This window comes from Streptomyces sp. NPDC088124, from assembly GCF_040685895.1.
In the GTDB taxonomy this organism is placed as follows: domain Bacteria; phylum Actinomycetota; class Actinomycetes; order Streptomycetales; family Streptomycetaceae; genus Streptomyces.
Genome location: NZ_JBFBJB010000075.1, coordinates 15,969 through 42,291, shown reverse-complemented (window position 1 = coordinate 42,291; position 26,323 = coordinate 15,969). Strand labels below are relative to the sequence as shown.

26 protein-coding genes, 2 pseudogenes and 1 riboswitch are annotated in these 26,323 nt (G+C 70.8%); of the genes and pseudogenes, 17 read left to right on the top strand and 11 right to left on the bottom strand.

All coding sequences use genetic code 11. The features are described 5' to 3' along the window. The first annotated feature begins 128 nt into the window (after positions 1–128). From AB0P17_RS38440 to AB0P17_RS38405, 8 genes are all read left to right on the top strand, one after another. Positions 129–1,061 (top strand): DUF881 domain-containing protein, encoded by a 933-nt coding sequence (locus tag AB0P17_RS38440; RefSeq protein WP_365818836.1) that lies wholly within the window; start codon positions 129–131, stop codon positions 1,059–1,061. Beyond that, positions 1,058–1,390: a small basic family protein gene (locus AB0P17_RS38435; protein WP_023543062.1), complete on the top strand. Its 333-nt coding sequence runs from the start codon at positions 1,058–1,060 to the stop codon at positions 1,388–1,390. The genes AB0P17_RS38440 and AB0P17_RS38435 overlap by 4 nt, the downstream gene beginning before the upstream one ends. Before the next feature lie 5 nt (positions 1,391–1,395). After that, positions 1,396–2,331: a DUF881 domain-containing protein gene (locus AB0P17_RS38430; protein WP_365818834.1), complete on the top strand. Its 936-nt coding sequence runs from the start codon at positions 1,396–1,398 to the stop codon at positions 2,329–2,331. A 148-nt stretch (positions 2,332–2,479) separates the two neighbouring features. Continuing rightward, positions 2,480–3,301 (top strand): FHA domain-containing protein, encoded by an 822-nt coding sequence (locus AB0P17_RS38425; protein WP_365818840.1) that lies wholly within the window; start codon positions 2,480–2,482, stop codon positions 3,299–3,301. 20 nt (positions 3,302–3,321) lie between these two features. Continuing rightward, positions 3,322–4,059, top strand: a complete 738-nt coding sequence (locus tag AB0P17_RS38420; protein ID WP_365818832.1) for a MerR family transcriptional regulator — start codon at positions 3,322–3,324, stop codon at positions 4,057–4,059. A 53-nt stretch (positions 4,060–4,112) separates the two neighbouring features. Then, positions 4,113–4,586, top strand: coding sequence for a bifunctional nuclease family protein (locus tag AB0P17_RS38415; RefSeq protein WP_006123076.1), 474 nt, complete (start codon positions 4,113–4,115; stop codon positions 4,584–4,586). Positions 4,587–4,764: 178 nt separating this feature from the next. Then, positions 4,765–5,334, top strand: coding sequence for a MerR family transcriptional regulator (locus AB0P17_RS38410; protein WP_365818830.1), 570 nt, complete (start codon positions 4,765–4,767; stop codon positions 5,332–5,334). An 80-nt stretch (positions 5,335–5,414) separates the two neighbouring features. Continuing rightward, positions 5,415–6,980 carry a DNA polymerase IV gene (locus tag AB0P17_RS38405; protein ID WP_365818828.1) on the top strand — a complete coding sequence of 522 codons (1,566 nt, stop codon included), beginning with the start codon at positions 5,415–5,417 and terminating at the stop codon, positions 6,978–6,980. On the opposite strand, the gene AB0P17_RS38400 is transcribed toward AB0P17_RS38405, so the two are convergent. Beyond that, positions 6,875–7,273 (bottom strand): PRC-barrel domain-containing protein, encoded by a 399-nt coding sequence (locus AB0P17_RS38400; protein ID WP_365818826.1) that lies wholly within the window; start codon positions 7,271–7,273, stop codon positions 6,875–6,877. The genes AB0P17_RS38405 and AB0P17_RS38400 overlap by 106 nt on opposite strands. 113 nt (positions 7,274–7,386) lie before the next feature. Next, positions 7,387–7,484: riboswitch (glycine riboswitch) on the top strand. Positions 7,485–7,668: 184 nt separating this feature from the next. On the opposite strand from AB0P17_RS38400, the gene gcvP reads away from it, so the two are divergent. After that, positions 7,669–10,554, top strand: coding sequence for an aminomethyl-transferring glycine dehydrogenase (gene gcvP, locus AB0P17_RS38395; RefSeq protein ID WP_365818824.1), 2,886 nt, complete (start codon positions 7,669–7,671; stop codon positions 10,552–10,554). A 164-nt stretch (positions 10,555–10,718) separates the two neighbouring features. Here gcvP and AB0P17_RS38390 read toward each other — a convergent pair whose 3' ends face one another. Further along, positions 10,719–10,925: a DUF5999 family protein gene (locus tag AB0P17_RS38390; protein WP_365818822.1), complete on the bottom strand. Its 207-nt coding sequence runs from the start codon at positions 10,923–10,925 to the stop codon at positions 10,719–10,721. Between the two features lie 290 nt (positions 10,926–11,215). Beyond that, positions 11,216–11,890, bottom strand: a complete 675-nt coding sequence (locus tag AB0P17_RS38385) for a hypothetical protein (RefSeq protein WP_365818820.1) — start codon at positions 11,888–11,890, stop codon at positions 11,216–11,218. Positions 11,891–12,410: 520 nt separating this feature from the next. Here AB0P17_RS38385 and AB0P17_RS38380 point away from each other — a divergent pair. Further along, positions 12,411–13,913, top strand: a pseudogene (locus AB0P17_RS38380) (glutamate--cysteine ligase); the annotation flags it as partial. Between the two features lie 173 nt (positions 13,914–14,086). Here the strand turns inward: AB0P17_RS38380 and AB0P17_RS38375 are convergent. Next, the gene (locus AB0P17_RS38375; protein ID WP_365818818.1) at positions 14,087–16,000 is read right to left on the bottom strand and encodes a substrate-binding domain-containing protein; all 1,914 of its coding nucleotides are present in this window, start codon (positions 15,998–16,000) and stop codon (positions 14,087–14,089) included. Positions 16,001–16,194: 194 nt separating this feature from the next. On the opposite strand from AB0P17_RS38375, the gene AB0P17_RS38370 reads away from it, so the two are divergent. Further along, entirely contained in the window at positions 16,195–16,995 is an 801-nt protein-coding gene (locus AB0P17_RS38370) for a CPBP family intramembrane glutamic endopeptidase (protein WP_365818817.1), read from the top strand. Positions 16,996–17,104: 109 nt separating this feature from the next. Here AB0P17_RS38370 and AB0P17_RS38365 read toward each other — a convergent pair whose 3' ends face one another. From AB0P17_RS38365 to AB0P17_RS38355, 3 genes are all read right to left on the bottom strand, one after another. Then, positions 17,105–17,926: a PhzF family phenazine biosynthesis protein gene (locus tag AB0P17_RS38365; RefSeq protein ID WP_365818816.1), complete on the bottom strand. Its 822-nt coding sequence runs from the start codon at positions 17,924–17,926 to the stop codon at positions 17,105–17,107. Positions 17,927–18,097: 171 nt separating this feature from the next. After that, the gene (locus AB0P17_RS38360; RefSeq protein ID WP_365818815.1) at positions 18,098–18,937 is read right to left on the bottom strand and encodes a DUF3626 domain-containing protein; all 840 of its coding nucleotides are present in this window, start codon (positions 18,935–18,937) and stop codon (positions 18,098–18,100) included. A 118-nt stretch (positions 18,938–19,055) separates the two neighbouring features. After that, positions 19,056–19,619, bottom strand: a complete 564-nt coding sequence (locus AB0P17_RS38355; protein WP_365818814.1) for a DinB family protein — start codon at positions 19,617–19,619, stop codon at positions 19,056–19,058. Between the two features lie 137 nt (positions 19,620–19,756). On the opposite strand from AB0P17_RS38355, the gene AB0P17_RS38350 reads away from it, so the two are divergent. From AB0P17_RS38350 to AB0P17_RS38335, 4 genes are all read left to right on the top strand, one after another. Further along, positions 19,757–19,993 (top strand): hypothetical protein, encoded by a 237-nt coding sequence (locus AB0P17_RS38350; protein WP_365818813.1) that lies wholly within the window; start codon positions 19,757–19,759, stop codon positions 19,991–19,993. A 6-nt stretch (positions 19,994–19,999) separates the two neighbouring features. Further along, the gene (locus AB0P17_RS38345; protein WP_365818812.1) at positions 20,000–20,518 is read left to right on the top strand and encodes a TnsA-like heteromeric transposase endonuclease subunit; all 519 of its coding nucleotides are present in this window, start codon (positions 20,000–20,002) and stop codon (positions 20,516–20,518) included. Next, the gene (locus tag AB0P17_RS38340; protein WP_365818810.1) at positions 20,506–22,593 is read left to right on the top strand and encodes a Mu transposase C-terminal domain-containing protein; all 2,088 of its coding nucleotides are present in this window, start codon (positions 20,506–20,508) and stop codon (positions 22,591–22,593) included. The genes AB0P17_RS38345 and AB0P17_RS38340 overlap by 13 nt, the downstream gene beginning before the upstream one ends. Before the next feature lie 313 nt (positions 22,594–22,906). Next, a complete protein-coding gene (locus tag AB0P17_RS38335; protein WP_365818808.1) occupies positions 22,907–23,209 on the top strand; it encodes a 3-methyl-2-oxobutanoate hydroxymethyltransferase in 303 nt (100 codons plus the stop codon). A 67-nt stretch (positions 23,210–23,276) separates the two neighbouring features. On the opposite strand, the pseudogene AB0P17_RS38330 reads toward AB0P17_RS38335, so the two are convergent. From AB0P17_RS38330 to AB0P17_RS38315, 4 genes and pseudogenes are all read right to left on the bottom strand, one after another. Then, positions 23,277–24,050 (bottom strand): annotated as a pseudogene (locus AB0P17_RS38330) (MBL fold metallo-hydrolase); the annotation flags it as partial. A 12-nt stretch (positions 24,051–24,062) separates the two neighbouring features. After that, positions 24,063–24,263, bottom strand: coding sequence for a hypothetical protein (locus tag AB0P17_RS38325; RefSeq protein ID WP_365818806.1), 201 nt, complete (start codon positions 24,261–24,263; stop codon positions 24,063–24,065). Then, positions 24,260–24,718, bottom strand: coding sequence for a PaaI family thioesterase (locus AB0P17_RS38320; protein WP_365818804.1), 459 nt, complete (start codon positions 24,716–24,718; stop codon positions 24,260–24,262). Before AB0P17_RS38320 ends, AB0P17_RS38325 begins: the two co-directional genes overlap by 4 nt. A 48-nt stretch (positions 24,719–24,766) precedes the next feature. Continuing rightward, positions 24,767–25,384, bottom strand: a complete 618-nt coding sequence (locus AB0P17_RS38315; RefSeq protein WP_365818802.1) for a LysE family translocator — start codon at positions 25,382–25,384, stop codon at positions 24,767–24,769. Positions 25,385–25,495: 111 nt separating this feature from the next. Between AB0P17_RS38315 and AB0P17_RS38310 the strand changes: the two genes are divergently transcribed. Continuing rightward, positions 25,496–25,948 carry an Lrp/AsnC family transcriptional regulator gene (locus AB0P17_RS38310; protein WP_365818800.1) on the top strand — a complete coding sequence of 151 codons (453 nt, stop codon included), beginning with the start codon at positions 25,496–25,498 and terminating at the stop codon, positions 25,946–25,948. A 99-nt stretch (positions 25,949–26,047) separates the two neighbouring features. Further along, positions 26,048–26,206 carry a hypothetical protein gene (locus AB0P17_RS38305; protein ID WP_365818798.1) on the top strand — a complete coding sequence of 53 codons (159 nt, stop codon included), beginning with the start codon at positions 26,048–26,050 and terminating at the stop codon, positions 26,204–26,206. Positions 26,207–26,323 lie beyond the last annotated feature (117 nt).

Sequence of the window (26,323 nt, the reverse complement as noted above, 5' to 3'; positions counted from 1 at the left end):
TTTTTTGGGGGGGTGGGGCCGGTGCGCGGGGGTTGGGGTAGGGGGGCGGGGGGGCGCCCGCGGACGCCGCCCGGCGCGTCGGTAAGGCCATTCGGCGGTAGCGGTCGCGACGTGCGACGATGTGCGGCATGTCGCAGCAGCCCCCCATCCGGAGCACCGCTTCTCCGCCCGCGCGTCCTGACGCGTCGATGTCGCTGCTGAACAGTGTGATGGACCACAGCCTCGACGAGGGGTACGCGGAGGCGGCGGCCCGCAGGACGGCGGAGGACGGCGGGCTGCCGCGCACGCTCAGGGCCAAACTGGGCCTTGCCGCGGGGCTGGTGCTGGCCGCTCTGGTGGTCACTGTGGGTGCCGCCCAGGCGCGTATCTCCGCCCCGGTGGTGGCCAAGGAGCGCGAGGAACTCATCGACCGGATCAACGCGGAGACGTCGACCGCCGACGGGCTGGAGCGCTCGGTGGAGGCGCTCCGCAAGGAGGTCGGCGACCGGCAGCGCGCCGCGCTGCGGATCCGGGGCGGGGACCAGGGCGAGGTGGTGGCGCTGCTGGCCGGTGCGACGCCCGTACACGGGCCCGGGGTGAAACTGGTCGTCGACGACGCCAAGGACGCCTCGTCCGGTGGTGGCGGCGGTCCCCGGGAGAGCAGTGGTTTCTCCGACACGGGCCGGGTGCGCGACCGGGACATGCAACGGGTCGTCAACGGCTTGTGGGAGTCGGGCGCCGAGGCGATCGCCATCAACGACCAGCGGCTGACCTCGCTGTCGGCGATCCGGGCCGCCGGTGACGCCATACTGGTCGACAACAGGCCACTCGTGCCGCCGTACACGGTGCTCGCGGTGGGGGACGGAAAGAAGCTGAGCACCGCGTTCCAGGACAGCGCCGATGGCCAGTATCTGCACTCCTTGCAGGAGAACTTCGGCATCCGCACCAGCATTTCGGATCAGCGGGAGGTGCGTCTTCCTGCCGCGCCCAGCCTGATCGTACGTACAGCAGAGCCGGAGACCGCCGACGCCGGGAAGGGCACCGGGCAGGACGCGGCCGACATGGGGAAGGGCACATCGTGATCGCCGTATTGGGCCTCGTCGTGGGAGTCGTGGTCGGGCTGTTGGTCCGGCCCGAGGTGCCGGCTGTGGTCGAGCCGTATCTTCCGATCGCCGTCGTCGCCGCTCTGGACGCGGTCTTCGGCGGGCTGCGGGCCATGCTCGACGGGATCTTCGTCGACAAGGTGTTCGTGGTCTCCTTCCTGTCGAACGTGGTGGTCGCCGCGCTCATCGTCTTCCTCGGCGACAAGCTGGGTGTGGGCGCGCAGTTGTCGACCGGCGTGGTCGTCGTCTTCGGTATCCGGATCTTCTCCAACGCTGCCGCGATCCGCCGGCACGTGTTCCGGGCGTGACGCCGATGAGCAGCGAGGAGAACCCCCAGGAGCCCGGGAAGCCGCACGAGCCCGGGAAGCCGCACGGCGCCGGGAAGTCCGCGGGGGCCGGCGGGCCGCGGGGCCCGGAGCGGCCTCAGGGTGCCGGGGAGAGCTCCGGCGCCGCCGACGGGAGCCCCACGGCAGGCGCGGCGTCGGAGGACACCGCCGGGAACGCCGCAGGGCCTTCCGGGGCCCAACAGCTCACCGGGCGCCAGCGGTTGGCGGCGGGGCTGTGGCCGCCGCGGGTGACCCGGGCACAGCTCATTGTCGCCGTCCTGCTGTTCGGGCTCGGGCTCGGGCTCGCCATCCAGGTCACGTCGAACAACGACGACAGCGCGCTGCGGGGCGCCCGCCAGGAGGACCTGGTGCGGATCCTGGACGAGCTGGACAACCGGACGCAGCGGCTGGAGGACGAGAAGCAGCGTCTCGACGCGCAGCGCACCGAGTTGGAGACCAGTTCGGACCAGGCCGAGGAAGCCCGTAAGCAGACCAGGGAGAAGGAGCAGCAGCTCGGTATCCTGGCCGGTACGGTCGCCGCTCAGGGGCCCGGTATCACGCTGACGATCCGGGACATCAGCGGCACGGTCGAGCCGGACATGCTGCTCGACGCGATCCAGGAGCTGCGGGCGGCCGGCGCGGAGGCCATTCAGATCAACGATGTCCGTGTCGTCGCCGATACGTACTTCTCGGGTACGGGGGGTGATGTGCGCGTGGATGGCAACGCGGTGTCCTCTCCGTACGTCTTCAAGGTCATCGGCAAGCCGCAGGACCTGGAGCCCGCCCTGAACATTCCGGGCGGGGTGGTCCAGACACTGGAGAAGGAGCAGGCCACGGCCACGGTGGCACGGGCTGAGAAGATCATTGTGAATGCCTTGCGACCCGCGAAGCGCCCTGACTACGCTCGGTCGTCATCGCGGTGAGGCGGAGGTGCATGCGAGCCGTCGCACGGGGGCATGAGGTTGCGGGGGGTCGGCGCACGAACAGTGCGGTGAGTGGTGGAAACTGTCCGGTGGATACGGACGTTGTCAAGATGTCCGGGTCGGCAGGTGTGTTCATTCAGGGTTCGTCCTGCCCCACGGGCGGGTCTGTTTCGGTCAAGGGGAATCGCCCGTGAAGTTGTTTGGGAAGTTGTTCGGCAAAAGCGCACGCGAGGACGGCGGCGGGCGCTCCCGTCATCGTGCCTCGCGCCAAGGCGGAAGCGAGGAGCAGGGCGGCGAACGTCCGCTCTTCCGCGACCAGGTGGGCGGTGACGCCACCGGCGCGTCGTCTGTTGACCCTGCCGGTCCCGGCCGCATAGGTTTCGGGGAATCATCGGCCCCCGGGGGGCCGTCGCGGCAGGAGGATCCCTCTATGGCGGCCTTGCCGGTTTGTACGAGGTGCGGGCACCGCAATGCCGAGGCCAGTCGGTTCTGCTCCAACTGCGGGGCGCCGCTGCGGGGCGGAGTGCCGCCGGAGCGCGCCTCGGAGACGACGTCGACGATCTCGATCTCGGGTCTTGAGGCGTACGACTCCGAGGTGACGGGTCAGACGGCGCTGCCGTCGCTCACGCCGGAGGCGCAGGCCGCCGTCGACGCCCTGCCGCTCGGCTCGGCGCTCCTGGTGGTGCGGCGCGGCCCGAACTCGGGCAGCCGCTTCCTGCTGGACGGCGAGCTGACGACGGCGGGACGCCACCCCGAGAGCGACATCTTCCTGGACGACGTGACCGTGTCGCGCCGCCATGTGGAGTTCCGCAGGGGCGGCGACGGCCACTTCACCGTCTCGGACGTGGGCAGCCTGAACGGTACGTACGTCAATCGTGAGCGGATCGACTCGGTCCTGCTGGCGAACGGCGACGAGGTCCAGATCGGAAAGTACCGGCTGGTCTTCTACGCGAGTCAGCGGGGCGTGTGACAAGCCCCTGAGGAAGGTCCATGCCGCGTACACCGACGGGCGGTGCCGGAGACGGCGCCGCCCCCTCCGGCACCGCGCTGATGAGCATCGGCGCGGTCCTGGGCAGGCTGCGGGACGAGTTTCCCGAGGTCTCCATCTCCAAGATCCGGTTTCTGGAGGCCGAGGGGCTCGTCGAGCCCTGCAGGACCCCCTCCGGGTACCGGAAATTCAGCGCGGAGGACGTCGAGCGGCTCGCTCGTGTCCTGCGGATGCAGCGGGACCACTATCTGCCGTTGAAAGTGATCAAGGGGCACCTGGACGCGCTGGAGCGCGGTGAGGATGTCCCTCTTCCCGGCTCTCGGCGGGCCCTGCCGGGCCCGCGGAGCGACGCGGAGTCCGGTCCACCGGCCGCGGCGCGGATCGGCCGTGAGGAGCTGCTGGCGGCGGCCGGGGCCGACGCGGGCGCGCTCGCCGAGTGGGAGGCGTACGGCCTGGTCGCCCCGACGCCGGACGGCGGGTACGGCGCGGAGTCGGTGACGGTGGCGAAACTCGTCTCGGACCTGGGCAGATTCGGCCTGGAGCCCCGGCACCTGCGCGCCATGAAGGCGGCGGCCGAGCGGGACGCCGGACTGGTCGAGCAGGTCGTGGCCCCGCTGCGGCTGCACCGTAATCCGCAGACCAGGGCCCATGCCGAGGCGACCACGCGAGAGTTGTCGGCACTCTGCGTGGAGCTCCACGCGGCCCTGCTCCGTACGGCTCTCGGGACGGATCCGCACTGATCATGGGGGAGTCCGACTACCCAAACCTGCCGGGCACGTCCTAGGGTTGCTGTGTGAACGAGCTCGACGTTGTGGGTGTCCGGGTGGAAATGCCCTCCAACCAACCGATCGTGCTCCTGCGTGAAGTGGGAGGCGACCGGTACCTCCCCATTTGGATCGGACCGGGGGAGGCGACCGCCATTGCCTTCGCCCAGCAGGGCATGGCCCCGGCCCGGCCGCTGACCCATGATCTCTTCAAGGACGTGCTGGAAGCGGTGGGCCAGGAGCTCACCGAAGTCCGGATCACGGACCTGCGTGAAGGGGTCTTCTACGCGGAGCTGGTCTTCGCGAGCGGGGTCGAGGTGAGCGCGAGGCCGAGCGATGCCATAGCGCTCGCTCTGCGCACGGGTACGCCGATCTACGGCAGTGACGGGGTTCTGGACGATGCCGGCATCGCCATCCCGGATGAGCAGGAGGACGAGGTGGAGAAGTTCCGCGAGTTCCTCGACCAGATCTCTCCGGAGGACTTCGGGACCAACAGCCAGTGAGCGGCGGGTGAGCGCTGTGCCGGGCTCTGTCAGCACATTCGGTCAGCCTTTCCCGAAATGGGGCACGGGAAACCACTCTCAGGGTGATTATCACTCGGCGTGGCGAGTGTGGCGATCGTTGACGCACCCCGGGTGACTGCCTACCTTCGACAGGGCAGGTCAAGGACGGAGGGTCGGCGTGAGAAGCAGCGGCGACGGTAGGGCGGCGGGCGGTCCGTATCCGCTTCACAGCAGGGCGCCCGACCTCGGAGCGGACACGGTCGGATACCGGGGGCCGACGGCGTGCGCGGCGGCGGGTATCACGTACCGCCAGTTGGACTACTGGGCACGTACGGGGCTGGTCGAACCGAGTGTGCGGCCGGCGTACGGGTCGGGCACCCAGCGGCTCTACAGCTTCCGGGACGTGGTCGTCCTCAAGATCGTGAAGCGGTTCCTGGACACCGGGGTCGCGCTCCAGAACATCCGGGCGGCGGTCCAGCACCTGCGGGACCGGGGCTTCCGGGATCTGGACCGCATGACGCTGATGAGCGATGGTGCGACGGTGTACGAGTGCTCCTCGCCCGACGAGGTGGTGAGCCTGCTCCAGGGGGGCCAGGGCATCTTCGGGATCGCGGTCGGCGTGGTGTGGCGGGACGTCGAGGCCGCGCTCTCCCAGCTCCACGGGGAGCGGATCGACACCGGCGAGACGCTGATCGGGAACAACCCCGCCGACGAACTGGCGCGCAGGCGCCGCGACCGGGCCGTCTGAGCGGCCCCGTCCCGCGGAACGGGGGGCAGGGCGGCAGCGTCCCGGGCCGATTGTCAGTGGCGTGAGGCAGCATCGGTGGTGTGAGAACCGCGCCGACCGTGCTGCATCTGGACATGGATGCCTTCTTCGCCGCCGCAGAGCAGGCGGCGAAGCCCAGTCTGCGTGGAAAACCGGTGGTCGTCGGGGGTTTGGGGCCGCGTGGTGTGGTCTCGACGGCCTCGTACGAAGCGCGGCGGTTCGGGGTGCACTCCGCGATGCCGATGGCCCAGGCACGGCGCCTCGCGCCGAACGCGGCGTATCTCGTGCCGCGCTTCACGCTCTACCGCGCGGTCAGCGAGCAGGTGATGGAGCTGCTGGGCAGGCTCTCGCCGCTGGTGGAGCCGCTCAGCCTGGACGAGGCGTTCGTGGACCTGGAGGCGGGCGGCTCGGCCCATGACACGGCCTCGGCGCTGGCCGCGGGGGAGCGGCTGCGCCGGGACATCAGGGCGCGGACCGGGCTCAGCGGCTCGGTGGGGCTCGCCGGGTCCAAGATGCTCGCGAAGATCGGCTCCGAGCAGGCCAAGCCGGACGGGCTGGTCCTGATAGAGCCCGGCACGGAGCGTGAGCTGCTGGGGCCCATGTCCGTACGGACCCTGCCCGGTGTGGGGCCCGCGACGGGCGAGCATCTGCGGCGGGCCGGCATGACGACGGTCGCCGATCTCGCCGAGGCGGGCGAGGACGAGCTGGTACGGCTGCTGGGCAGAGCGCACGGCACCTCGCTGCACCGGATGGCGCTCGGCCACGACGACCGGCCCGTGGTGTCCGAGCGGGAGGCCAAGTCCGTCTCGGTCGAGGACACCTTCGACACCGATCTCCACGACCGGGTGCGGGTGCGTACGGAGGTGGACCGGCTCGCCGAGCGGTGCGTGCGCCGGCTCCGGGCGTCCGGGCACTCCGGGCGCACGGTCGTCCTCAAGGTGCGCAGGTACGACTTCTCCACCCTGACCCGCTCGGAGACGCTCAGAGGCCCCACGGACGACCCGGGAGTGGTACGGGAGGCGGCCGGGCGCCTCCTGGAGTCCGTGGACACCACAGGGGGCGTACGGCTGCTCGGGGTGGGGGTGACCGGGCTCGCCGACTTCACGCAGGAGGACCTCTTCGCGCAGGCCGCGGCCCGGGAGCGCGCGGCGGAGGAGGAGCCCGGGGCGGCCGCTGCGGCCCCCGGCGGGCCGGAGGAGGGGCAGGGCGACGCCGTGGCCGGCGGCGGGGCGGGGCAGGGAAACTCCCCGGCGCAGGGGGCGGCGGACACGGGGGACGGGCCGCCGTCGCCGGCCGGGACGTCCGGCCCGGCCGGGGAGCGGCGGTTCCCGGCCGGACACGATGTGCGCCACGCTGAGTTCGGGCCGGGCTGGGTGCAGGGCAGCGGGCTGCGGAGGGTCACCGTACGGTTCGAGGAGCCCGGATCCGCACCGGGGTGGGTGCGGACGTTCTGGGCCGACGATCCCGCTCTGGAACTCTCCGAGCCGCTGCCCCTCGTACCCGGGACCGGTCGGTCGCCGGGTCAGTCGTCGTGGCCCGCCAGCCGCCCGAAGTCACGCTCGTTGTCACGGCCGGAGAGGCCCGCGGGCCCCTCCGGGGGTTCCGGGGACGGCAGGGCGAGACCGTAGTGGTGGTAGAGCTGAAGCTCCTGGTCGGGGGAGAGATGGCGACCGACACCGAAATCGGGGGCGTCCTTGATCAACGCGCGTTCGAAAGGGACCCGCAGCCCCTCCTCGGCCAGGGTGCTGGGGGCGAGGGGGACGAAGGCGTCACGGCTGAAGAGTCCGGTGCGCACGGCGGCCCATTCGGGCGTCCCCGTGGCGTCGTCGAGATAGACCTCGTCGACCGTGCCGAACTTACGGCCCTCACGGTCGTAGGCCTTGCGTCCTATCAGGCTGCGCGGATCGATATGGGTCTCCACGGTCCCTCCAGCGGGTCGCAACTGCTCCTGAACACTACGAAAGTGCAGAACCGGTGGGACGGCCACTCGAAAGTTGTCCGGAAGACCCCGCTGGTAGGCTGGCAAGCGGCTGCTGACCCCGTGCGGGAGAGTCCTCCGGTGAGCCCACCGGAGGCGCCGAAGGAGCAAATCCTCCCCGGAATCTCTCAGGCCCCCGTACCGCGCGGACGAGGTCACTCTGGAAAGCAGGGCGGGCGCCGTACCGTACGGCATCCGCTCTCACCGACGGTGAAAGCCGGACCGCCGCACGGCGGGCCGGTGAAGCTCTCAGGTCGAGATGACAGAGGGGGAGGCCGTTTAGGGCACCCGCGCCTTGGTGCCCCCGCAGGTCGTGGCAGACCAGGAGGCCTCCGTACATGAACGCCCACCGCACGCCGCTCGCCCAGCTGGAGCGAGGCACCCCCTTCGAACAGCGCCACATCGGCCCCGACGCGGGGGCGCAGGCGAAGATGCTCGCGCAGGTCGGTTACGGCTCGCTCGACGAGCTGACCGCCGCCGCGGTGCCCGACGCGATCAAGAGCGCGGAGGCCCTCGACCTCCCGGACGCCCGCACCGAGGCCGAGGTCCTCGCCGAGCTGCGCTCCCTCGCCGACCGGAACCAGGTGCTCGCGCCGATGATCGGGCTCGGCTACTACGGCACCTTCACACCGCCGGTGATCCTCCGCAACGTCATGGAGAACCCGGCCTGGTACACCGCGTACACGCCGTACCAGCCCGAGATCTCCCAGGGCCGGCTGGAGGCCCTGCTCAACTTCCAGACCGTCGTGGCCGAGCTGACGGGGCTGCCCACCTCCGGCGCCTCCCTGCTGGACGAGTCCACGGCCGCCGCCGAGGCCATGGCGCTCTCCCGCCGCGTCGGCAAGGTCAAGGGCGGTGTCTTCCTCGTGGACGCCGACACGCTGCCGCAGACGATCGAGGTGATCCGAACCCGCGCCGAGCCGACCGGTGTCGAGGTCGTCGTCACCGACCTCGGCGAGGGCATCCCCGCCGAGGCCGCCGAGCGCGGTGTCTTCGGGGTGCTGCTCCAGTACCCGGGCGCCTCCGGGGCCGTACGGGACATCAGGACCGTGATCGAGCGGGCGCACGACCTCGGCGCGGTCGTCACCGTCGCCGCCGATCTCCTCGCGCTCACGCTCCTCACCCCGCCCGGTGAGCTGGGCGCCGACATCGCGGTCGGCACCACCCAGCGCTTCGGCGTTCCCATGGGCTTCGGCGGACCGCACGCCGGCTTCATGGCCGTGCGCGAGAAGCTCGCGCGCAGCCTGCCGGGACGGCTCGTCGGGGTCTCCGTGGACGCCGACGGCAACAAGGCGTACCGGCTCGCGCTCCAGACCCGCGAGCAGCACATCCGCCGTGAGAAGGCCACCAGCAACATCTGCACCGCACAGGTGCTCCTCGCCGTCATGGCCGGGATGTACGCGGTCTACCACGGCCCCGACGGTCTGCGCGCCATCGCGCGGCGCACGCACCGGTACGCGGCGGTGCTCGCCGCGGGACTGCGCGCCGGCGGGGTGGAGACCGTGCACGACACGTACTTCGACACGCTCACGCTCCGCGTGCCGGGCCGCGCCGCCGAGATCGTCGCCGCCGCGCGGGAGGGCGGCGTCAACCTCCACCAGAGCGACGCCGACCACGTCTCCGTGGCCTGCGACGAGACCACCGGCCGCGCCCAGCTCGCCGCCGTGTGGACCGCCTTCGGCGTCCAGGGCGACATCGAGGCGCTGGACGCGGCCACCGACGACGTACTCCCCGGCCAACTGCTGCGCACCGACGACTATCTGACGCACCCCGTCTTCCACCAGCACCGCTCCGAGACCGCGATGCTGCGCTACCTGCGCCGGCTCGCCGACCGTGACTACGCGCTGGACCGCGGCATGATCCCGCTCGGCTCCTGCACCATGAAGCTGAACGCGACCACCGAGATGGAGCCGGTCACCTGGCCCGAGTTCGGCGCGCTGCACCCCTTCGCCCCGGCCGAGCAGGCCCAGGGGTATCTGACGCTGATCCGCGAGCTGGAGGAGCGGCTCGCCGAGGTCACCGGGTACGACGCGGTCTCCCTCCAGCCCAACGCCGGTTCGCAGGGCGAGCTGGCCGGACTGCTCGCCGTACGGGCGTACCACCGGGCCAACGGCGAGACCGGGCGCACCGTCTGCCTCATCCCGTCCTCCGCGCACGGCACGAACGCGGCGAGCGCGGTCATGGCCGGGATGCGGGTCGTCGTCGTCAAGACGCGCGAGGACGGCGACGTCGACGTCGAGGACCTGCGGGCGAAGATCGAGCAGTACGGCGCGGAGCTGGCCGTCCTGATGGTCACCTACCCGTCCACGCACGGGGTGTTCGAGGAGCACATCGGCGACATCTGCGCGGCGGTGCACGACGCGGGCGGCCAGGTGTACGTCGACGGCGCAAACCTGAACGCCCTGGTCGGTCTGGCGAAGCCGGGCCGGTTCGGCTCCGACGTCTCGCACCTGAACCTGCACAAGACCTTCTGCATCCCGCACGGCGGCGGCGGCCCCGGCGTCGGCCCCGTCGGCGTCCGGGCCCACCTCGCCCCGTACCTGCCCAACCACCCGCTCCAGCCGGCCGCCGGGCCCGAGACGGGCGTCGGTCCGATCTCCGCGGCGCCGTGGGGCTCGGCGGGCATCCTGCCGATCTCCTGGGCGTACGTACGGCTGATGGGCGGCGAGGGCCTCAAGCGTGCGACGCAGGTCGCCGTGCTGGCCGCCAACTACATCGCCAAGCGGCTGGAGCCGCATTACCCGGTGCTCTACACCGGCCCGAACGGGCTGGTGGCGCACGAGTGCATCGTGGATCTGCGGCCGCTCTCCAAGGCCACCGGTGTCAGCGTCGACGACATCGCGAAGCGGCTGATCGACTACGGCTTCCACGCGCCGACCATGTCGTTCCCCGTGGCGGGCACACTGATGATCGAGCCCACCGAGAGCGAGGACCTGCAGGAGATCGACCGCTTCTGCGAGGCGATGATCGCGATCCGTGCGGAGATCGAGCGGGTCGCGTCGGGCGAGTGGCCCGCGGACGACAATCCGCTGCGCCACGCCCCGCACACGGCCGCGGCGCTGGGCGGTGAGTGGGAACACGCCTACAGCAGGTCCGAGGCGGTCTTCCCGGCCGGGGTCTCGGCCGCGGACAAGTACTGGCCGCCGGTCCGCCGGATCGACGGCGCGTTCGGTGACCGTAACCTGGTCTGCTCCTGCCCGCCGGTGGACGCGTACGACGACTGACGCGGACGGCAGCTGACGGGGCGTCAGGTGGTGTAAGGGCGTTCGCTGTCATGCGTCGGGGCCGGTGCGGAGTGATCTCCGGGCCGGCCCCCGTTCTTCTGTTCGTTCTCCCGCCGGCTGCCGGGCGCCGTGCGGGCCGCGGGCTGCCGGGTGGCGCCGAGGGCTCAGGCCGCCGTGGCGACCTGTTCCGTGCGCAGCGGCCGGTGCGGAGCGATGATCTGTCCGTCGGGCAGCAGCTCTCCGGTGTCCTCGAAGAGCAGCACGCCGTTGCACAGCAGGCTCCAGCCCTGCTCCGGATGGTGCGCGATCAGCCGCGCCGCGTCACGGTCGGCGGAGTCGGCTGTCGGACAGGCTGGCTGATGCTGGCACATGGGTGGATTCTTTCGCTGAGTCGTCGTGAGTGTCCTGCGGCTCGATGTACTCATGGCCGCTCCCCCGTATCTGTCTGGTCCAGTCCTAGTGTTGCCCCGCGGACGGCGATCCGCAGGTATTTCGCGGCAGTGCTTCCTTCTGCTTAAGGACGTCTCACCCACGCGGACGGTTCAGCTCATTCGGGCTGTCCTTTCGGGTGGTTCGAGGGGGCCCGGGAGGACTACGCCGGATGGGCAGCGAAGTACCCCGCGACCGGCAGGGCCGCGGGGCACGGGCGCGGGACGCGCGTTCAGGCCGGGGTGCGGAGCAGTGGAGGCGCCGGGGCCGCCGCCGGAGCGGGGGCGAGCGGCGGGGCCGGTGTGAGCCGTAGCCCGATCACCGGCAGCAACTCGGCGACCCGGTGCGGGCGGTGCGCCGCGATGCCCGGCGGCGCGGGCGCGAGCGGTACGAGGATGTCGGTGGGCGCGGGCGCACCGGCGCCGGGGTCGGCCTCCGTGTCGCCGTGCAGCCAGAGCGTGAGCATGTACAGCTCGGGCACGGAGAGCAGCCGGGGCTGGTAGGCCGTCGTGAGGCTCTCGGCCTGGCGCAGTGCCCGCTCGGTGGAGGGCAGGTACGGGCCCTCGAAGAAGCGGGAGAAGGCCCAGCCGTCCGCGGTGAGCATGGTGTCGGCGGCGGCCACGGAGCGGTCGCCGCTGCGGATCAGGAAGCGCCAGCCGGTCAGCCTGGTCCGTGGCGCACCGCTGCCCGGTGGGGTGGTCCGGTCCTCCTGGGTGACGTGGTCGGGACCGCCGGGACCGCCGGGACCGCCGAGAGTGTGGACGGGGAGCGGGAGTTCGGGGCTCAGCGGTCCCTGGACGGACTGCAGAGCGGGGGTGCGGGCATCGCGCACGGCGGTGGGGGAACTGAGTGCCGCGAGAACGCTGCGCAGGGCGGGCGCCGGGGCCGGGGGTACATGCAGCGGCATGGTGGGTTGCCTCTCATTCAGGAGACAGGGTGACGCGTGAAATGGAGCGTGGGCGGGTGCGGACGTCGCTGTCGGCATGCGGGGTCAGAGGTGGGGCACCGGGCCGTACGGCCGGGCGCCGACTCTCTGCCTCGTGGGCAGAGTTTATACGACGCGTGTTCACGCCATGTTTCCGCTAGCCGTACTGGATATTGCGGGCAAGGCACTATTAAGTCCATCTCCCACGCGATTTCAGTTGATAAATCGTGAAGGGAGGGCGTCTGGCCTGGGGTGATTCGCCGGATGGGGTCGGCTGAAAATGGTCGGCGATTTCGGCGCCCGTTCGGGCAGCGGAAACGAAAATCCACTCCCTGTCACCCTGTTATGCCGAGGGAATGTGCCGGATGCCTCGGCGGCCGGACACCACCCTACCGGGCGCCGGGGGCGGACGGGGGCGTTACGGATCACTCTGTGTGGGCATTATCGATCGTGACGCGAGCGGCCCCAGCCGCCGGGCGCCCAGTCGAGGAGGGACACTTCGATGGGGGAGAAGGTCGAAGCGGGCGGTTCCGACCTGTCCGATCGGCAGAAATACCGCAGGAAGCTCCAGCAGTGCCTGACGGTGCTGGAGCGGCTCCTGGCGGAGGAGCGGTTCGACCGGCCCAAGAATCTGATGGGCCTGGAGATCGAGCTGAATCTGGCGGGCTCCGACGGGATGCCCCGCATGATGAATGCGGAGGTACTGAAGCGCATCGCGAGTGGTGATTTCCAGACCGAACTCGGAATGTTCAACCTGGAAGTGAACGTGGCTCCGCACCGGCTGGACGGGCGCGTTCTCGACCAGCTGGCCGAGGAACTGCGCACGGGCCTCGGATATGCCCACCGCAAAGCGAGTGAGGTCGACGCGGGGATCGTGATGATCGGAATTCTGCCGACCCTCACACAGCACGACGTGGTCTCCGCGAACCTTTCCGACGTGGATCGCTACACACTTCTCAACGATCAGATGGTCGCGGCCCGCGGCGAGGATTTCACCCTCGACATCGAGGGCGTGGAACGGCTCACCTGTACGTCGGCCTCGATCACCCCGGAGGCGGCCTGCACCTCCGTACAACTGCATCTCCAGGTCACCCCCGACCGGTTCGCCGACGTGTGGAACGCGGCCCAGTCGGTGGCGTCCGTGCAGGTGGCACTGGGTGCCAACGCGCCGTTCCTGTTCGGCCGGGAGCTGTGGCGCGAATCCCGGCCGCCCCTCTTCGAACAGGCCACCGACACCCGGCCGCCGGAGCTGAAGGCGCAGGGGGTACGCCCCAGGACCTGGTTCGGCGAGCGCTGGATCAGCTCCGCCTACGACCTGTTCGAGGAGAACCTGCGTTACTTCCCGCCGCTGCTGCCGATCTGCGACGACGAGGACCCGATGCGGGTGCTCGACGCGGGCGGCATGCCCGACCTCCAGGAGCTGGCACTGCACAACGGCACGGTCTACCGCTGGAACCGGCCGGTGTACGAGGTCGCCGACGGCGCCCCGCACCTGCGGGTGGAGAACCGGGTGCTGCCCGCGGGGCCGACGGTCACCGACGTCATCGCGAACGTCGCGTTCTACTACGGGCTCGTGCGGGCGCTCGCCGAGGACGCGCGGCCGGTGTGGCGCCGGCTCCCCTTCGCGGACGCCGCCAGGAACTTCGAGGAGGCGTGCCGCCACGGCATCGACGCGGAGCTGCGCTGGCCGCGCCCGGGCCGGGCCGGCGGGATCACGACCGTACCGGCGGTCAAGCTCGTGCGCGACGAACTGCTGCCGCTCGCGGCGGCCGGGCTCGACGCGTGGCAGATCTCGCCGGTGGACCGGGACTTCTACCTCGGGGTCATCGAGGAGCGGTGCAAGCGGCGGGTGAACGGCGCCTCCTGGCAGGTGGAGACCTTCCACCGGGCGCTGGAGGCCGGCCTGGAGCGGGACGCGGCGCTCGCGGCGACCACCCGCCGCTACTGCGAGCTGATGCACCGCGGGGAGCCGGTGCACACCTGGCCGACGGGGTTCCCCGCGCCCTCCGGCGGGCGGCGGCCGGACCTGGGAGGGCCGGGCCGGGGACCGGCCGACCCCGGCGACTGCGACGCGGGGCCGTTCGGCAGCGGGAGGGGGTGACCCGGCCGGGGCCGGGCGGAGAGGAGGAAAGGGGCGAGGGCGTGCGGGCCCGGCCCGCCGTCCGGCGGCGGGCCGGGTCAGGGGCGGGCCGCGGTGGTGTCGGCGGTGGCGTCCGCCGCGGACTCGCTCGCCGACAGCATGATCGCCCGCAGGATCACGGACTGGATGTCGGCCGGGTCACTCACCTCGTACGCGGCGCCGCCGGTGGCCCGGGCGATCGCGTCGAGTTCCTTGCGGTCCGCGTCGGGCCCCACCGCGACGCCGATCAGCGGCACGGGGCGCTCGGGGTCCGCGAGTTCCTTGAGCTGTTCGACGAGTTTGCCGCGCGAAACGCTGTCGTCGTCCTTGTTGGAGCCGTCCGTGAGGATGATGAGCGCGTTGAACTTCCCGGGCACATAACTCGCCCGAGCCTCCCGGTAGGAGGCGAGCGCCGTGTCGTACAGCCCTGTGTCGCCGTCGGGGACGGGCTTCAGCGCGGTGAACGCGTCGGAGAGCCGCTCGCGGTGGGTGCCACCGCCCTTGGCGGGCTCACCGAGCGGCGCCGTCTTCTCCAGCTTGCGGTAGTCCTTGGCACCGTCCAGCCGGGTGCTGAACTCCCACAGGCCCAGCTCGTCCTCGGCGGTGAACTGGGCGAGGACCCGCAGCAGCGACGCCTTGGTGACATCCATCCGGCTCTGGCCGCCGCGTCCGGGTACGGACTCCTCCATCGACCCCGAGGCGTCCACGACGGTGGTCAGCCGGGCGCTGCGCACGGACATCGTCCACAGACCGAGGGCCCGCTCCACGGCCTCCGCGGACGGTGGCCGGGCGTCCGCCCCGGTGTACGGCTGGGGAGAGCGGCCTCCGGCGGTGAGGAGCACGTCGTCGTGGACGGGCGTGTTCGCGACCCGGAAACCGTGTTCCGCCAGGGTGCGGTACGAGCTGTCCTCGCTGAGCAGTGCCATGAACCGCATGGCGGCGCGGCTCTCGTCCGTACTGAGCGCGCTCTGGTTGACCAGGCTGTATGGATAGTCGAGCGCGGGCGCGCCGTCGGTGGGGTAGAAGAGGTCGAGTTTCGCGGAGCCGCCGTTCTCGGAGTTGTGCCGGAACGCGGCCTGTTCGGAGAGGAGCACCGCCTCGTTGCTCCGGGGGTCGTTGAGCCCGGCGCCCGCGTCGTCCCGGGCCAGGCTCTCCAGCACGCGGCTGTCCGACTCCGAGACCCGCTGGGTGAGCAGCCGCGCGGTGGCGGCGGCCCGGGTGCCGCCGGCCCCTTCCTGGTCCTCGGTCTTCGTCCTGCCGTCCGCGCCCTGCTTGCCGTCCGCACCGCCCTGCCCGGCTCCGGTCTGCCGCGGGTCGCCGCCCTGCCGCTCGGACTCCAGCCGCTCCGACTCCGCGATGCTGCTGAGCGCGAGCAGCCCGGTGGCGCTGCGCGACGGATCGGCGGCGCCCAGGCGCACGGTGTCGGTGTTGCCGGTCGCCGCGGCCAGCGCGGCCCAGGTGTAGGTCTTCGCGGGCCAGCCCAGCGCCTGCGCGGACGTCGGCAGCGCGGCCAGCGCCACCGGGGAGAGGGCCACATTGCCCGCCGGGGTCAGGGCGACCCCGTCCCCGGCCCCCGTGGCGCGCTCCACCCAGAGGTCCGAGTCCGGTACCCAGATCTGGTAGTCGGGCGCGACGGAGCTGGTGGCGAGCGTGTTCGCGACCTCGGCGTTCTCCCGCGCGGTGACCCGGATGTCGATACAGCGGCCGTCGGAGGTGACATGGTCGCGCCGGGCTCGGTCGGCCACGGCGCGCAGGGCGGGGGCGATGTCCGGGGACGCGACGAGATCCAGCCGTACGGGCGTGTTGTCACAGGAGGTCTCCGAGAGGGAGAGCAGGCCGCTGCCCGCCGCGATTCCCGTTCCGGCGGCCACCGACACCACGACCGCCGCGGCGATCGTGACCGTGCGACGGCGCGGTGACCGGGCCCTGCGCGCTCCCGCCGATCGTGCGTCGGGCAAGCTGTGACGTCCCATGACGGTGACGCCCCTCCTTCGTGAAGGGTGAACAAGGGCTGGAAGAGTGGACGGGCCCGGAGATGCGGGCCCGGACGCCGGACGCCGGACGGCGCCGGTCTTCCGGCCTGTCGCGAGCGATCTTCGTACCCGCATTCGAGACCCTAGCGGCACCGTGAGAGGCATGAGGCGGGATTACCCAACTGGAGGCTGGTGTGCAGGCGGAGGCGGGGCGGGTGGACGGCTCTTACCCCCAAGAGGCCCTCTCATCGAGGACGTTGAGGTCCGAGACGATGCTCGTGCTGGCGCTCTCGCTCGGCGCGAGCGCGGTGTCGGCGCTCATCAGTTTCATCGGCTCGCTGACCAGGCCCGAGGCGCTGGGCGACCAGGCGGCCCGGCTCAACGCCTCGGCCGCGCCCGGGCGGCCGTGGCTCGATCTCGCCTGGCAGCTCTTCGGGATCAGTACGGCGCTGGTCCCGGTCGCGCTCGTCGCGCACCTCCTGCTGAGGGAGGGCAGCGGGCTGCGCGACATCGGCTTCGACGGCCGCAGGCCCTGGCAGGACCTGGGACGCGGCACGCTGGTGGCGGCCGGGATCGGCAGCACCGGGCTGGCGTTCTACCTGGCGATGCAGGCGGCCGGATTCAATCTGACGGTGCAGCCGGAGTCGCTGCCCTCCGTGTGGTGGAAGTTCCCGGTGCTGATCCTGTCGGCGGTGCAGAACTCCGTGGTGGAGGAGGTCATCGTCGTCGGGTATCTGCTGCGCAGGCTCGGGCAGCTCGGCTGGACGCCGATGGGCGCGCTGGTGGCGAGTTCCGTGCTGCGTGGTTCGTACCACCTGTACCAGGGGATCGGCGGCTTCATCGGCAACATGGTGATGGGCGTGGTGTTCGTCCTGCTCTACCGGCGCTGGGGGCGGGTCGGCCCGCTGGTCGTCGCCCACGCGCTGCTGGACATCGGGGCGTTCGTCGGATACGCGCTGCTGGCGGGCCACGTTTCCTGGCTGCCGACCGTGTGACGGGGATCCGCGCGCGAGCGTCGCGGGCGTCGCGGGTGGGGATGCCGGGGGCGTCGCGGACACCGGGGCCGAGGGGCGTGCGGGGAGACCCGTACGCCCCTCGGCCGTTTCAGGGCGCGCTGTGCAGTTCGCCGTCGATGACCGTGACGGCCCGTCCGGTGAGCAGGGTCCGGTCGCCGCGCAGCGAGGTGCGGACGAGCCCGGTGCGGGCGGAGACCTGGAGCCCGGTCAGTTCCGTACGGCCCAGCCGCGCCGACCAGAACGGGGCGAGCGCGGTGTGCGCGCTGCCGGTCACCGGGTCCTCGTCGATCCCGGCGTTGGGGAAGAAGCCCCGCGAGACGAAGTCGTATCCGCCGTCCGGCTCGTCTGCGGGCGCGGTGACGATCACGCCGCGCTCGGAGAACGCCCTGAGCGCCGTGAAGTCCGGGGTGAGGCTCCGTACGGTCCGCTCGTCGGCCAGCTCCACCAGCAGGTCCCCGATGTGCTCCGAGGTGTCGTGGACGGAGAGCGGCTCCGCGCCCAGGGCGTCCGGGACGCCGTCGGGGACGGTGACCGGCGTCAGCGGGGAGGTCGGGAAGTCCAGGGTGAGTGAGCCGTCCTCGTGCGCGGTGGCGCCGAGGATCCCGGGGCGGGCGGCGAAGCGCAGGGCGCCGCTCGCGCGTCCCGTGCTGTGCAGTACATGAGCCGTGGCCAGGGTGGCATGGCCGCACATGCCCACCTCGGTGACCGGGGTGAACCAGCGCAGCGCCCAGTCGGCGCCGCCGCCGGGCGGCAGGGGGTGGGCGAAGGCGGTCTCCGAGAGGTTCACCTCGGCGGCCACCCGCTGGAGCCAGTCGGCGTCCGGGAAGCCGTCGGAGTCGAGGAGCAGCACCCCGGCGGGATTGCCCTTGAAGGGGCGGTCGGTGAAGGCGTCGACGATTCGAATGCGCATGGCGCGAGCGTAGGAGCCGCGTGGATCCGCTGCCCAAGGCCAATTCCGTACCGGTGGACCGAAGAAGTGGACCGAAGAAGCCGCCGGACGGATCGCCGGACGGATCGCCGGGAGCGCGGCGCTCGTCACGCGACCTGGGCCTGTGATCGCAGCAGCCTCCACCTCGCTCAGCTAACAGGGCGTCCCGAAACGCGCCAGGTAGTGCCACACCTTCTTGACCGCCTGAGGGTCATAGCGGCCGGCGCGGGCAGCATCTCCGACGATCCGAGGGTCAAGCACGTCGTCGACAGCGATTTGCGTGCCCAAGTCGACGTATTCCTGGCCGCGGTAGCCGGGGTGACGGCGGAGTTCCCCGACAGTGAGACGGAAACCTGGGTGCCACTCCACCCGGCACCCCAGACGCAGGGCCGCGTCTTCAACAGCCGTGCCTTGGTAGCAGGGGTCCAGGACCAGCGCCTCCACATGGCGGTGCGGTCTCACCGGCCCGTGCACCTGTGCCTCGATGTAGTCGTCAAGATCGTCCTGCCGGTCGGCGAGGGCGAGCTCGATGAGCCCCATGCGGTCCGCGATACCGAAGGCCGCAGGTTCAAGGAAACTGTCCGGGTAGCAGAACGTCGTCCGCGCCAGCGTCTCGGCAGTCAGCCGGAAGTGCGCGGAGCCGAACCGCGGTGCCCCGCCGACCGGCTTGCGGCGGAAGTCCAACGCCCCGTAGACCGGCCGCTCATGAGCAGGTGCTTCGTCGTACGCCTTATGGAAGATCCGGCTCTCCCAGCCCCACCGGTCGCCGCCGGGATACGCAGTCAGTCCACCGTTACTGCTCCCGGTGACGAACTGTGAGTAGTAGGCGCCCGCTTCGGCCATGGCGTCCAGGATGGGCCGGCCCTGGAGCAGGCGGTCCGGGTGGAAGTTGAGGGTCACGCGCAGCGACGGGTCCACCGGCGGGCCCGAAGATAGTCCCGCGACATGGCGAAGGGCCCGCTCCTGCGATGTCAGGGATACTGCGGAGCTCATCGGCACAGTGTTCCCCATGCTGATCAACCAGTGCACGCGGGTTATCCGGCAACAGCCCGTTCCGCCTGACGGCCGGGAGTATGGATCGCCAATCGAGCCGACCTCTAACGATCGAAAGTCATATGCGGCGCGGTACGGCTCCGTCCTGCCGGCGGTAGAGGTCGCGCAGCAGGGAAATCTCGGCGCCGTGATGGATCAGCTCCCTGTTGACGTGCAGGACCCTGTTCTCCATGGGAAACCGCTCGGGACCCACCGTGGGCGGATTGTCCAGGTCGGCGTCCGAGAGCTCGCGGACCCCCGCGTTCCATCTCCCATACATCTCATCGAGCTGTTTCAGCGCCTCGTCAGCGGTCCCCGCGTAGGCGAATGTCTGGGAGTCGACGTCCTGGCCGCCGAAGTACCAGCCGACCCGATAGCCCAGGCACGAGACGATGATGTGCGCCAGCCGCCAGGCAATCGTGGTCACCGGTGCCGGCACCGGGGCAGGGGACGCGGAGTCCATCGTCCATTCCCCCGAGCCTTCCAACATCGGTGCGGCCGACGTGCCACGTGGGCGGATGCTCCAGCAGCCGCGCACCGGCTCCCAGAAGTACTCCTCGTCGGTAAGACCGTCCAGCCGCGGCCGCAGGTTCTTGCGCCAGTACCAGTCCAACTGCTCCGCGAGCCGCTCGCTTCTTGTCATCGCCGCACACTACAGACCCGTCGAGCAGAGTGATTGACCTGTCTCAACTAGGATTCCGCGATTCTCAGCGAAGGTGAACGGATGCCCGTTAGTCTCACCGAAGGTTAAGCACCGGCTCGGCCTTCGGGGCTGGGGGTGTGGTGGAAGCTCTGTCGCGTGCGTACGGCGACGAGGCGTTAGCAGCGTTTGAGCTGGACTTTCTCAGCGGCGGAGAGCGTCGCAGGCTCCCTCTGGGGGCGAGTTGGCAGGTTTCCTTCGAGGCGGTCGAACCTGTCCGGCCGTTCCGCTGGGACAAGGACACGCCGGGCTTCGCCGGCTGGTACTACTCGGTGACCGCGCGGGATCACGTGGGCTATGAGTCGTGGCTGGAGTGAGACCGGTTGATCCTGCTCGACCGTGATCCGCAGGTGACGGCGATATCGTCACAGCCCTTCTGGCTGCACTGGGACGACGGCAGAAGACAGCGCCGCCACGCTCCCGACTACTTCGTCCGGCTGGCTGCGGGGCAGGCCCGGGTCGTGGATGTCCGTGCTGAGGACGACATGGACGAGGGGACGCGGGAGGCCTTCGCGGCGACCGAGCGCGCTTGCGAGGCCGTGGGCTGGGAGTTCGAGTGGGCCGGCCGTCCTGATGCGGTGCTCATGGCGAACATTCGGTGGCTGTCGCGGTATCGCCGGGCACGCTCGGGTCGGCCGGCGGCTTTGGCTGAGCGTCTCCTGGAGGTGTTCAGCGAGCCGAGGGGCTTATGGGAGGGCGCCGGGGTGGTCGGCGACCGGCTCCAGGTTCTGCCGGTGCTGTTCCACCTGCTGTGGTCGGGGACGTTGACGGTGGATCTGTCGGGAGGGCTGATGGAGACCGGGAGCCTGGTCTGGGCGAAGGGGCGGCGATGGGCCGGCTGACACGTCCGCCGACCTTGGTGGTCGGTGAGAGAGTCCGGTTCGACGGGCAGGTCCGGGGGGTGCTTGAGGTGACTGCCCAGGCCGCGGTCCTGGAGGACACCGAGGATCCCTACCGGGTGGTGGCCTTGATCGAGCTGTTCGAGGCGGTGGACTTCGAGGTCTTGTTCCGCCCGGAGCGGATGCCGCTGCCGGCCTCGTCCGTCCTGGAGGCGCTCCCGGAGGCGGCGGTCAAACAGGCACTGTGGTGGGAGAGCCACATCCTGGAAGTGGTGCACGGACTGCCGCCGGCCGCGGAGCCCGGCATGGAGCCGCGCGAGGAGTACGGGCCGGGCACGTCGCTGACCGCGCGGGAGAAGGCCAAGGCCTCGGAACTTTCGAGGGCTGGGCACACGGTGACGGCCAGCACGGTCGCCCGACTGCGTCGCCGCTATCTGAAGGACGGGGTTGCCGGGCTGGCTGATGGCCGCGCGGTCCGCAAGCGGCCGGAGTTCGGGACGGTGGACCCCGGGGTGGTGGACGCGATGCGTCAGGCCATCAAGGAAGGAGTCGACGCCTCCACCCGGACCGCGTCCTACCTGATCTGGAGGACGAAGGAGATCCTCAAGCAGACCGAGGAAGGGCAGGCGGCTCCGTGGCCGTCCAGGGCCACGCTATACCGGTTGGTGGAGAAACTGACGGCGGGCACTCACGCGACGGGCTCGGCCGTGACACGCCGGTCGAAGGCCCACACGGCGGCTGTCCCGTTCGGGGAACTGACGGTGAGTGCTCCGGGCGAGGTCATGCAGATCGACTCCATCCCGCTCGATGTGATGGTCCGGCTGGACAACGGGGTCGTCGGCAAGGTCGAACTCACGGCGGTGATCGACGTCGCGACCCGGACCCCGACAGCGGTCGTTCTCCGGCCGTCGACGAAGTCGGTTGATGCCAGCGTGCTGCTGGCCAGGACTGTTACTCCGGAGCTGATGCGTCCGGGCTGGGTGGACGCGCTGAAGATGTCCCGCTCCGTTCTGCCGCACCGGCGGCTGCTGACCCTGGACGAGCGCCTTGAGCACGCGGCCGCCAGGCCGGTGATCGTCCCGGAAATGATCGTCTGCGATCACGGGAAGGCGTTCATCTCACGCAACTTCCGGGCCTCCTGCCGGTTCCTGGAGATCGACTTCCAGCCGACCCACAAGGGCTCGCCCTTCGAGAAGGGACACATCGAGAAGATGCTGGGCTCGGTCGCCACGATGTTCGCGCAGTTCCTCCCCGGCCACACCGGGCGCAACACCGACCACCGCGGCCGGCACCCGGAGAAGGAAAACCTGTGGTCACTGCCCGAATTGCAGGAACTGCTCGATGAATGGGTCGTCGCCAGGTGGTTGAACCGCCCCCATGAAGGACTGCGCGACCCCGACCATCCTGGCCGTCTGTTCACGCCGAACCAGAAGTACGCCGCGCTGATCGAGTCCTGCGGCTATGTCCCGGTCGCTCTGAGCGGCCAGGACTACATTGAGCTCCTGCCCGCGGCCTGGCGGGTCGTCAACGCCTACGGCATCCGGATCAACAACCGCACCTACGACGCCCCGGAACTCGGGCCGATGCGGCGGCACCAATCAGGTGTCACCGCCAAGCGAGGTCTTTGGGAGGTCCACCGTGACCCCTACGACGTCTCCCGGGTCTGGGTACGCGACCACCGTGGAGACGGCGGATGGGTCCAGGCGACCTGGAAATACTTGAACCGGGCGCCTGTCCCCTTCGGCGACCTGGCCTGGGACCACGTCAGCCACCAGCTGCCCAAGGCCACCGAGGAAGAACTCGCCGAGGCCGTGGCCGCTCTGCTGACCCGCGCACACGCCGGCCCCGCCCAGCCGACGGCGAAGAAGGGCAGGAAGGCCAAGCAGGCCAAGGGCGATCGCCGTGTCGCAGCCCGGACCAGGGCCACCACGCCGGCAGCAGCCGCGGCTCCGCCGCCACCCGAGACGCAGCAGAACAAGCCCGCGCCGGAACCGCCGGCGGAGGACGAGGACACGATGGCCGACGTGATCCCGCTGGGCCTGTTCGACCCGCGCGAGGACCCCTGGAGACGTTCGTGACCACGCCTCACCTCCTGCCCTCCGAAGCGGACCGGCACCTGAGTACGCGCCCGGGCTGGCGCGAGTTCACACAGGACCCGCCGGCTTTGCCGGTCATGCTGTCCGAGGACGCGTACGCGGCGCTGAGCGAGGCCGACCGCGCCCGCGACACCGAGGACCGACTGGACCACCACACGCGCCTGCGGGTAGTGGCCACCTCCACGGTCCGCCACACCGTCACCACCGGCCGTCGGTGCGGGATTCCGGTGATGGCGCACATCGGGTTCACTCCGCAGGCCGAGCACAGCCTCGGGGTGAGGATGCGCAGCGGCTGGTGTCGGCGGCGAAGTCGCTGGAGGCGGCCGGTGCGTTCGCCGTCCTGATCGAGATGGTGCCCGAGGACGTCGGCACGGAGATCACGCGCAGCGTGGCGGTGCCGACCGTCGGTATCGGCGCGGGGAACGGGTGCGACGCGCAGGTGCTGGTCTGGCAGGACATGGCGGGCCTGCGGAGGCGGCGGCTGCCGCGGTTCGTGAAGCAGTACGCCGACGTGCACGGTGTACTGCGCGAGGCGGCCCGGGACTTCGCGGCCGACGTGGCGGCGGGAACTTACCCGGCACCGGAGCACACCTTCTGACCGGAGCGTGCAGATAGAGGGCGGGCGAGCAGCTGGAGCCGCTCACCCGCCCTCGATCCCCCACGTGTCAGCGCGGCTCGGTCGCGGGCCAGGCTCGTGGGTAGGGCGCGCGCATCGCCTCGGGCACCACAGGCGTGTGGTCGGCGGCGGCGTGGATGCGGCCGTCGCGGAGGACTATGGCGCCGCTGCGGAGCATGGTGGTGACCAGTTCGCCGGCGAGGACCTCGGGGTGCGCGTCCAGGAGGCGGGCGGCGTCTGCCAGCCAGGCACGAGCGTGGAGGTACGTCTCGACCTCGTCGGCCGGGATGCCGCCACGGATCATCAGGGCGAAGGCGAGGATCCGGCGGGCGCCGTACCAGACCGCTCCGTCGGGGTCGTCGACGAGGCGTTGGGCGCGGCGCAGGGCGACGGCGAACGCGGCTGCGGGGTCGGCGGGGATCGGGCCGTGGGAGGGCAGGATCACCCGGGGGTCGAGGTCGGCCATCCGCTTGAGGGAGGCGAGCGCGGTGGTGGCCGCGTCGGGGCCGTCGAGCGCGAGGTTGACCCAGCCGACGTCGTAGTCCGACAACGCGTCACCGACGACGAGGAGCCGCTCATCAGGCTGCCACAGTGCGAGGTGGCCCGGGGTGTGCCCGGGGGTTCGTACGACCTCCCAGTCGCTGTCCCCGAGGCGGAGGACTTGTCCGTCGTCGAGTGGGACGTCCACGGTGTACGGGGCGACCGGCTGGTCGAGGTACTCGGCCGCGCAGCAGCCGGGGTCTCGGCGGGTGATCGCCTCGGCCTCCGGGGTTCCGGCGGCGATGGCGGCGCCAAGGGCCTGGAGGAGGGCGTTGCCGCCGACGTGGTCGGAGTGTCAGTGGGTGTTGACGACCAGGTTGACGGTGCCGGCGTGCGCGTGGGCCCAGGCGGCGGTCTCGTCGGCGTGGCCGACGAAGCCGGTGTCGACCAGGGCAGGTTGCCGTCCGGGCAGCAGGAGGGTGTTGGCGTCGGGGAAGGGGCGCTGCCACCACGTGAGCCAGGACGGCAGGGCCGGAGTGGACGGCTGGGGGTTCATGCGGTGGGCCTGTTCACGCGGATCAGGGTCTGCTGCCCGTTGGCGACGAGCTTCCGCGCGCCGTCGGCCTGGACGCCGTAGACCTCCAGCTGGCAGACGGTCAGGGTGCGTCGGGGCTTGAGGACGGTGCCGATCGCTTCGAGGTGGTCGCCGGCGGCGGGCGCGAGGAGGTTGATCTTGTACTCGACGGTGAGGACCTCGCAATCCTCGTCGAACAGGGTGAGCGCGGCATAGCCACCGGCGCTGTCCGCGATGGCGCTGGTAGCACCGGCGTGAACGTAGCCGTGCTGCTGGGTCACCTCAGGGCGAGCCGGGAGCACGATGTGTACGCGGCCGGGGCCGATGTGAGCGAGGCGCGCGCCGAGATGGGACATCAGGCCCTGCAGGTTGAAGCTGTCCTGGACGCGCTTGTGCACCGCGGGGCTCGCCTGTTCCTGCTGCATCCGGTCTTCCACGTGCGTGCTCTCCTTCGGGGCCGTGACGGGTGGAGCGGGACGGGTTTCTCAGCCGGCCAGGCGTTCCACCAGCAGGAAGGCGCCGATGGCGATCATCATGGCACCGCTGATGCGGGTGACGACCCGGGCGGCCGAGGGCCTGGTGCTCAGGACCGTGCGGGCCAGGACGCCGACGGCGAGGTAGACGACGGCGCACGCGGTCAGGTGCATCGTGCTGAGCAGCCCGGTCTGCGCGGCGACCGGCCAGCCCGTGGCAGGGTCGATGAACTGCGGGAACAGCGAGAAGTACAGCAGGAGCGCCTTGGGGTTCAGGCCGCTGATCCCGGCCCCCTTGAGCATGACCTGCACGCGGGAGGCGTCCGCGCTCCCTCCAGCGGCCGCCGGAACGGCCGGCTGCCGCAGGACACCCCAGCCCAGCCACAGCAGGTAGCCGGCGCCCGCCACGGTCAGAGCGGTGAGCGCGGCCGGGGAGCTCGCCACGATCACCGCCAGGCCCGCGACGGCCACCAGCGCATAGGCCGCGTGCCCGGCGATCAGCCCTGTGACAGCCGGGACGACCGAGCGTCCCCGCAGTCCGGCGGAGATCGCGTAGGCCCAGTCCGCGCCCGGCGTGAACACCAGCAGCAGGTCCACAGCCAGGAAGGCCGCCAGCGTCGTCGTGTCCATCAACCGTTCCCTCTCGCATGTCTCGCTCTGGAGGGAAGGCTAGGCCGGATACGTCCGAAGGTGTTTGCGTCTTTACCCCATGATCGCGCAATGTGAGGGAGAATCTTCTCCATGGACGCCATGGACCGGAAGATTCTTACCGAGCTGCAGCTCGACGGCCGCCTGACGGTCACCGAGCTGGCCGCCCGCGTGCAGCTCAGCGTTTCACCCTGCCACCGCCGACTGCGCGACCTCGAACGCGAGGGCGCGATCCGCGGCTACCGGGCGGTAGTGGATCCGGCCGCCGTCGGCCTGAACTTCGAGGCCCTCGTCTTCGCCACCCTGCGCTGGGAGGACGCCGACACCGTCACCGCCTTTGAAGAGGCCGTGACCGCCGTCCCGCACGTGCTGCAGGCGCAGCGCCTGTTCGGTGAGCCCGACTACCTTCTACGGGTCGCGACTGCCGACCTGGCCGCGTTCCAGCAGCTCTACGACCAGCAGCTCGCCCGGCTCCCCGGCGTCCAACGCCTGACTTCGACCCTCGTCATGAAGAACGTCGTCCAGGACAGACCGCTGCCCGAATAGCCGCCCCCCCGATCGCCCTCCCTGTCGGCAAACGATGGCACCCTCAAGTGATCAACGCACCGTCCATGGATGATCATGTGATCGTGGAGGCACAGGTGCGTGGCTACGGGTTTTCGCCAGCTCCTCGCCCGCTGCCAGCCCCTCGACGGCAACCAAGGCGCCCCGACCGTCCCGGCACAGCGCAAGGCCCGCCGCGAGTACGAGAACCGCGTCACTGCTCTCCTGGCACCCCAGCCGGACCGTGATCGTTCTCACTGATAACCGCTGTACCGATGTTCCAAGTGGCCGCAATTTCATCAGATGCAACACTGCGGTTGGGGCGCATATCAACAGCCCCTTCCCTCGATGTCCCTGGTCAGCGCCCTATATGAGTTC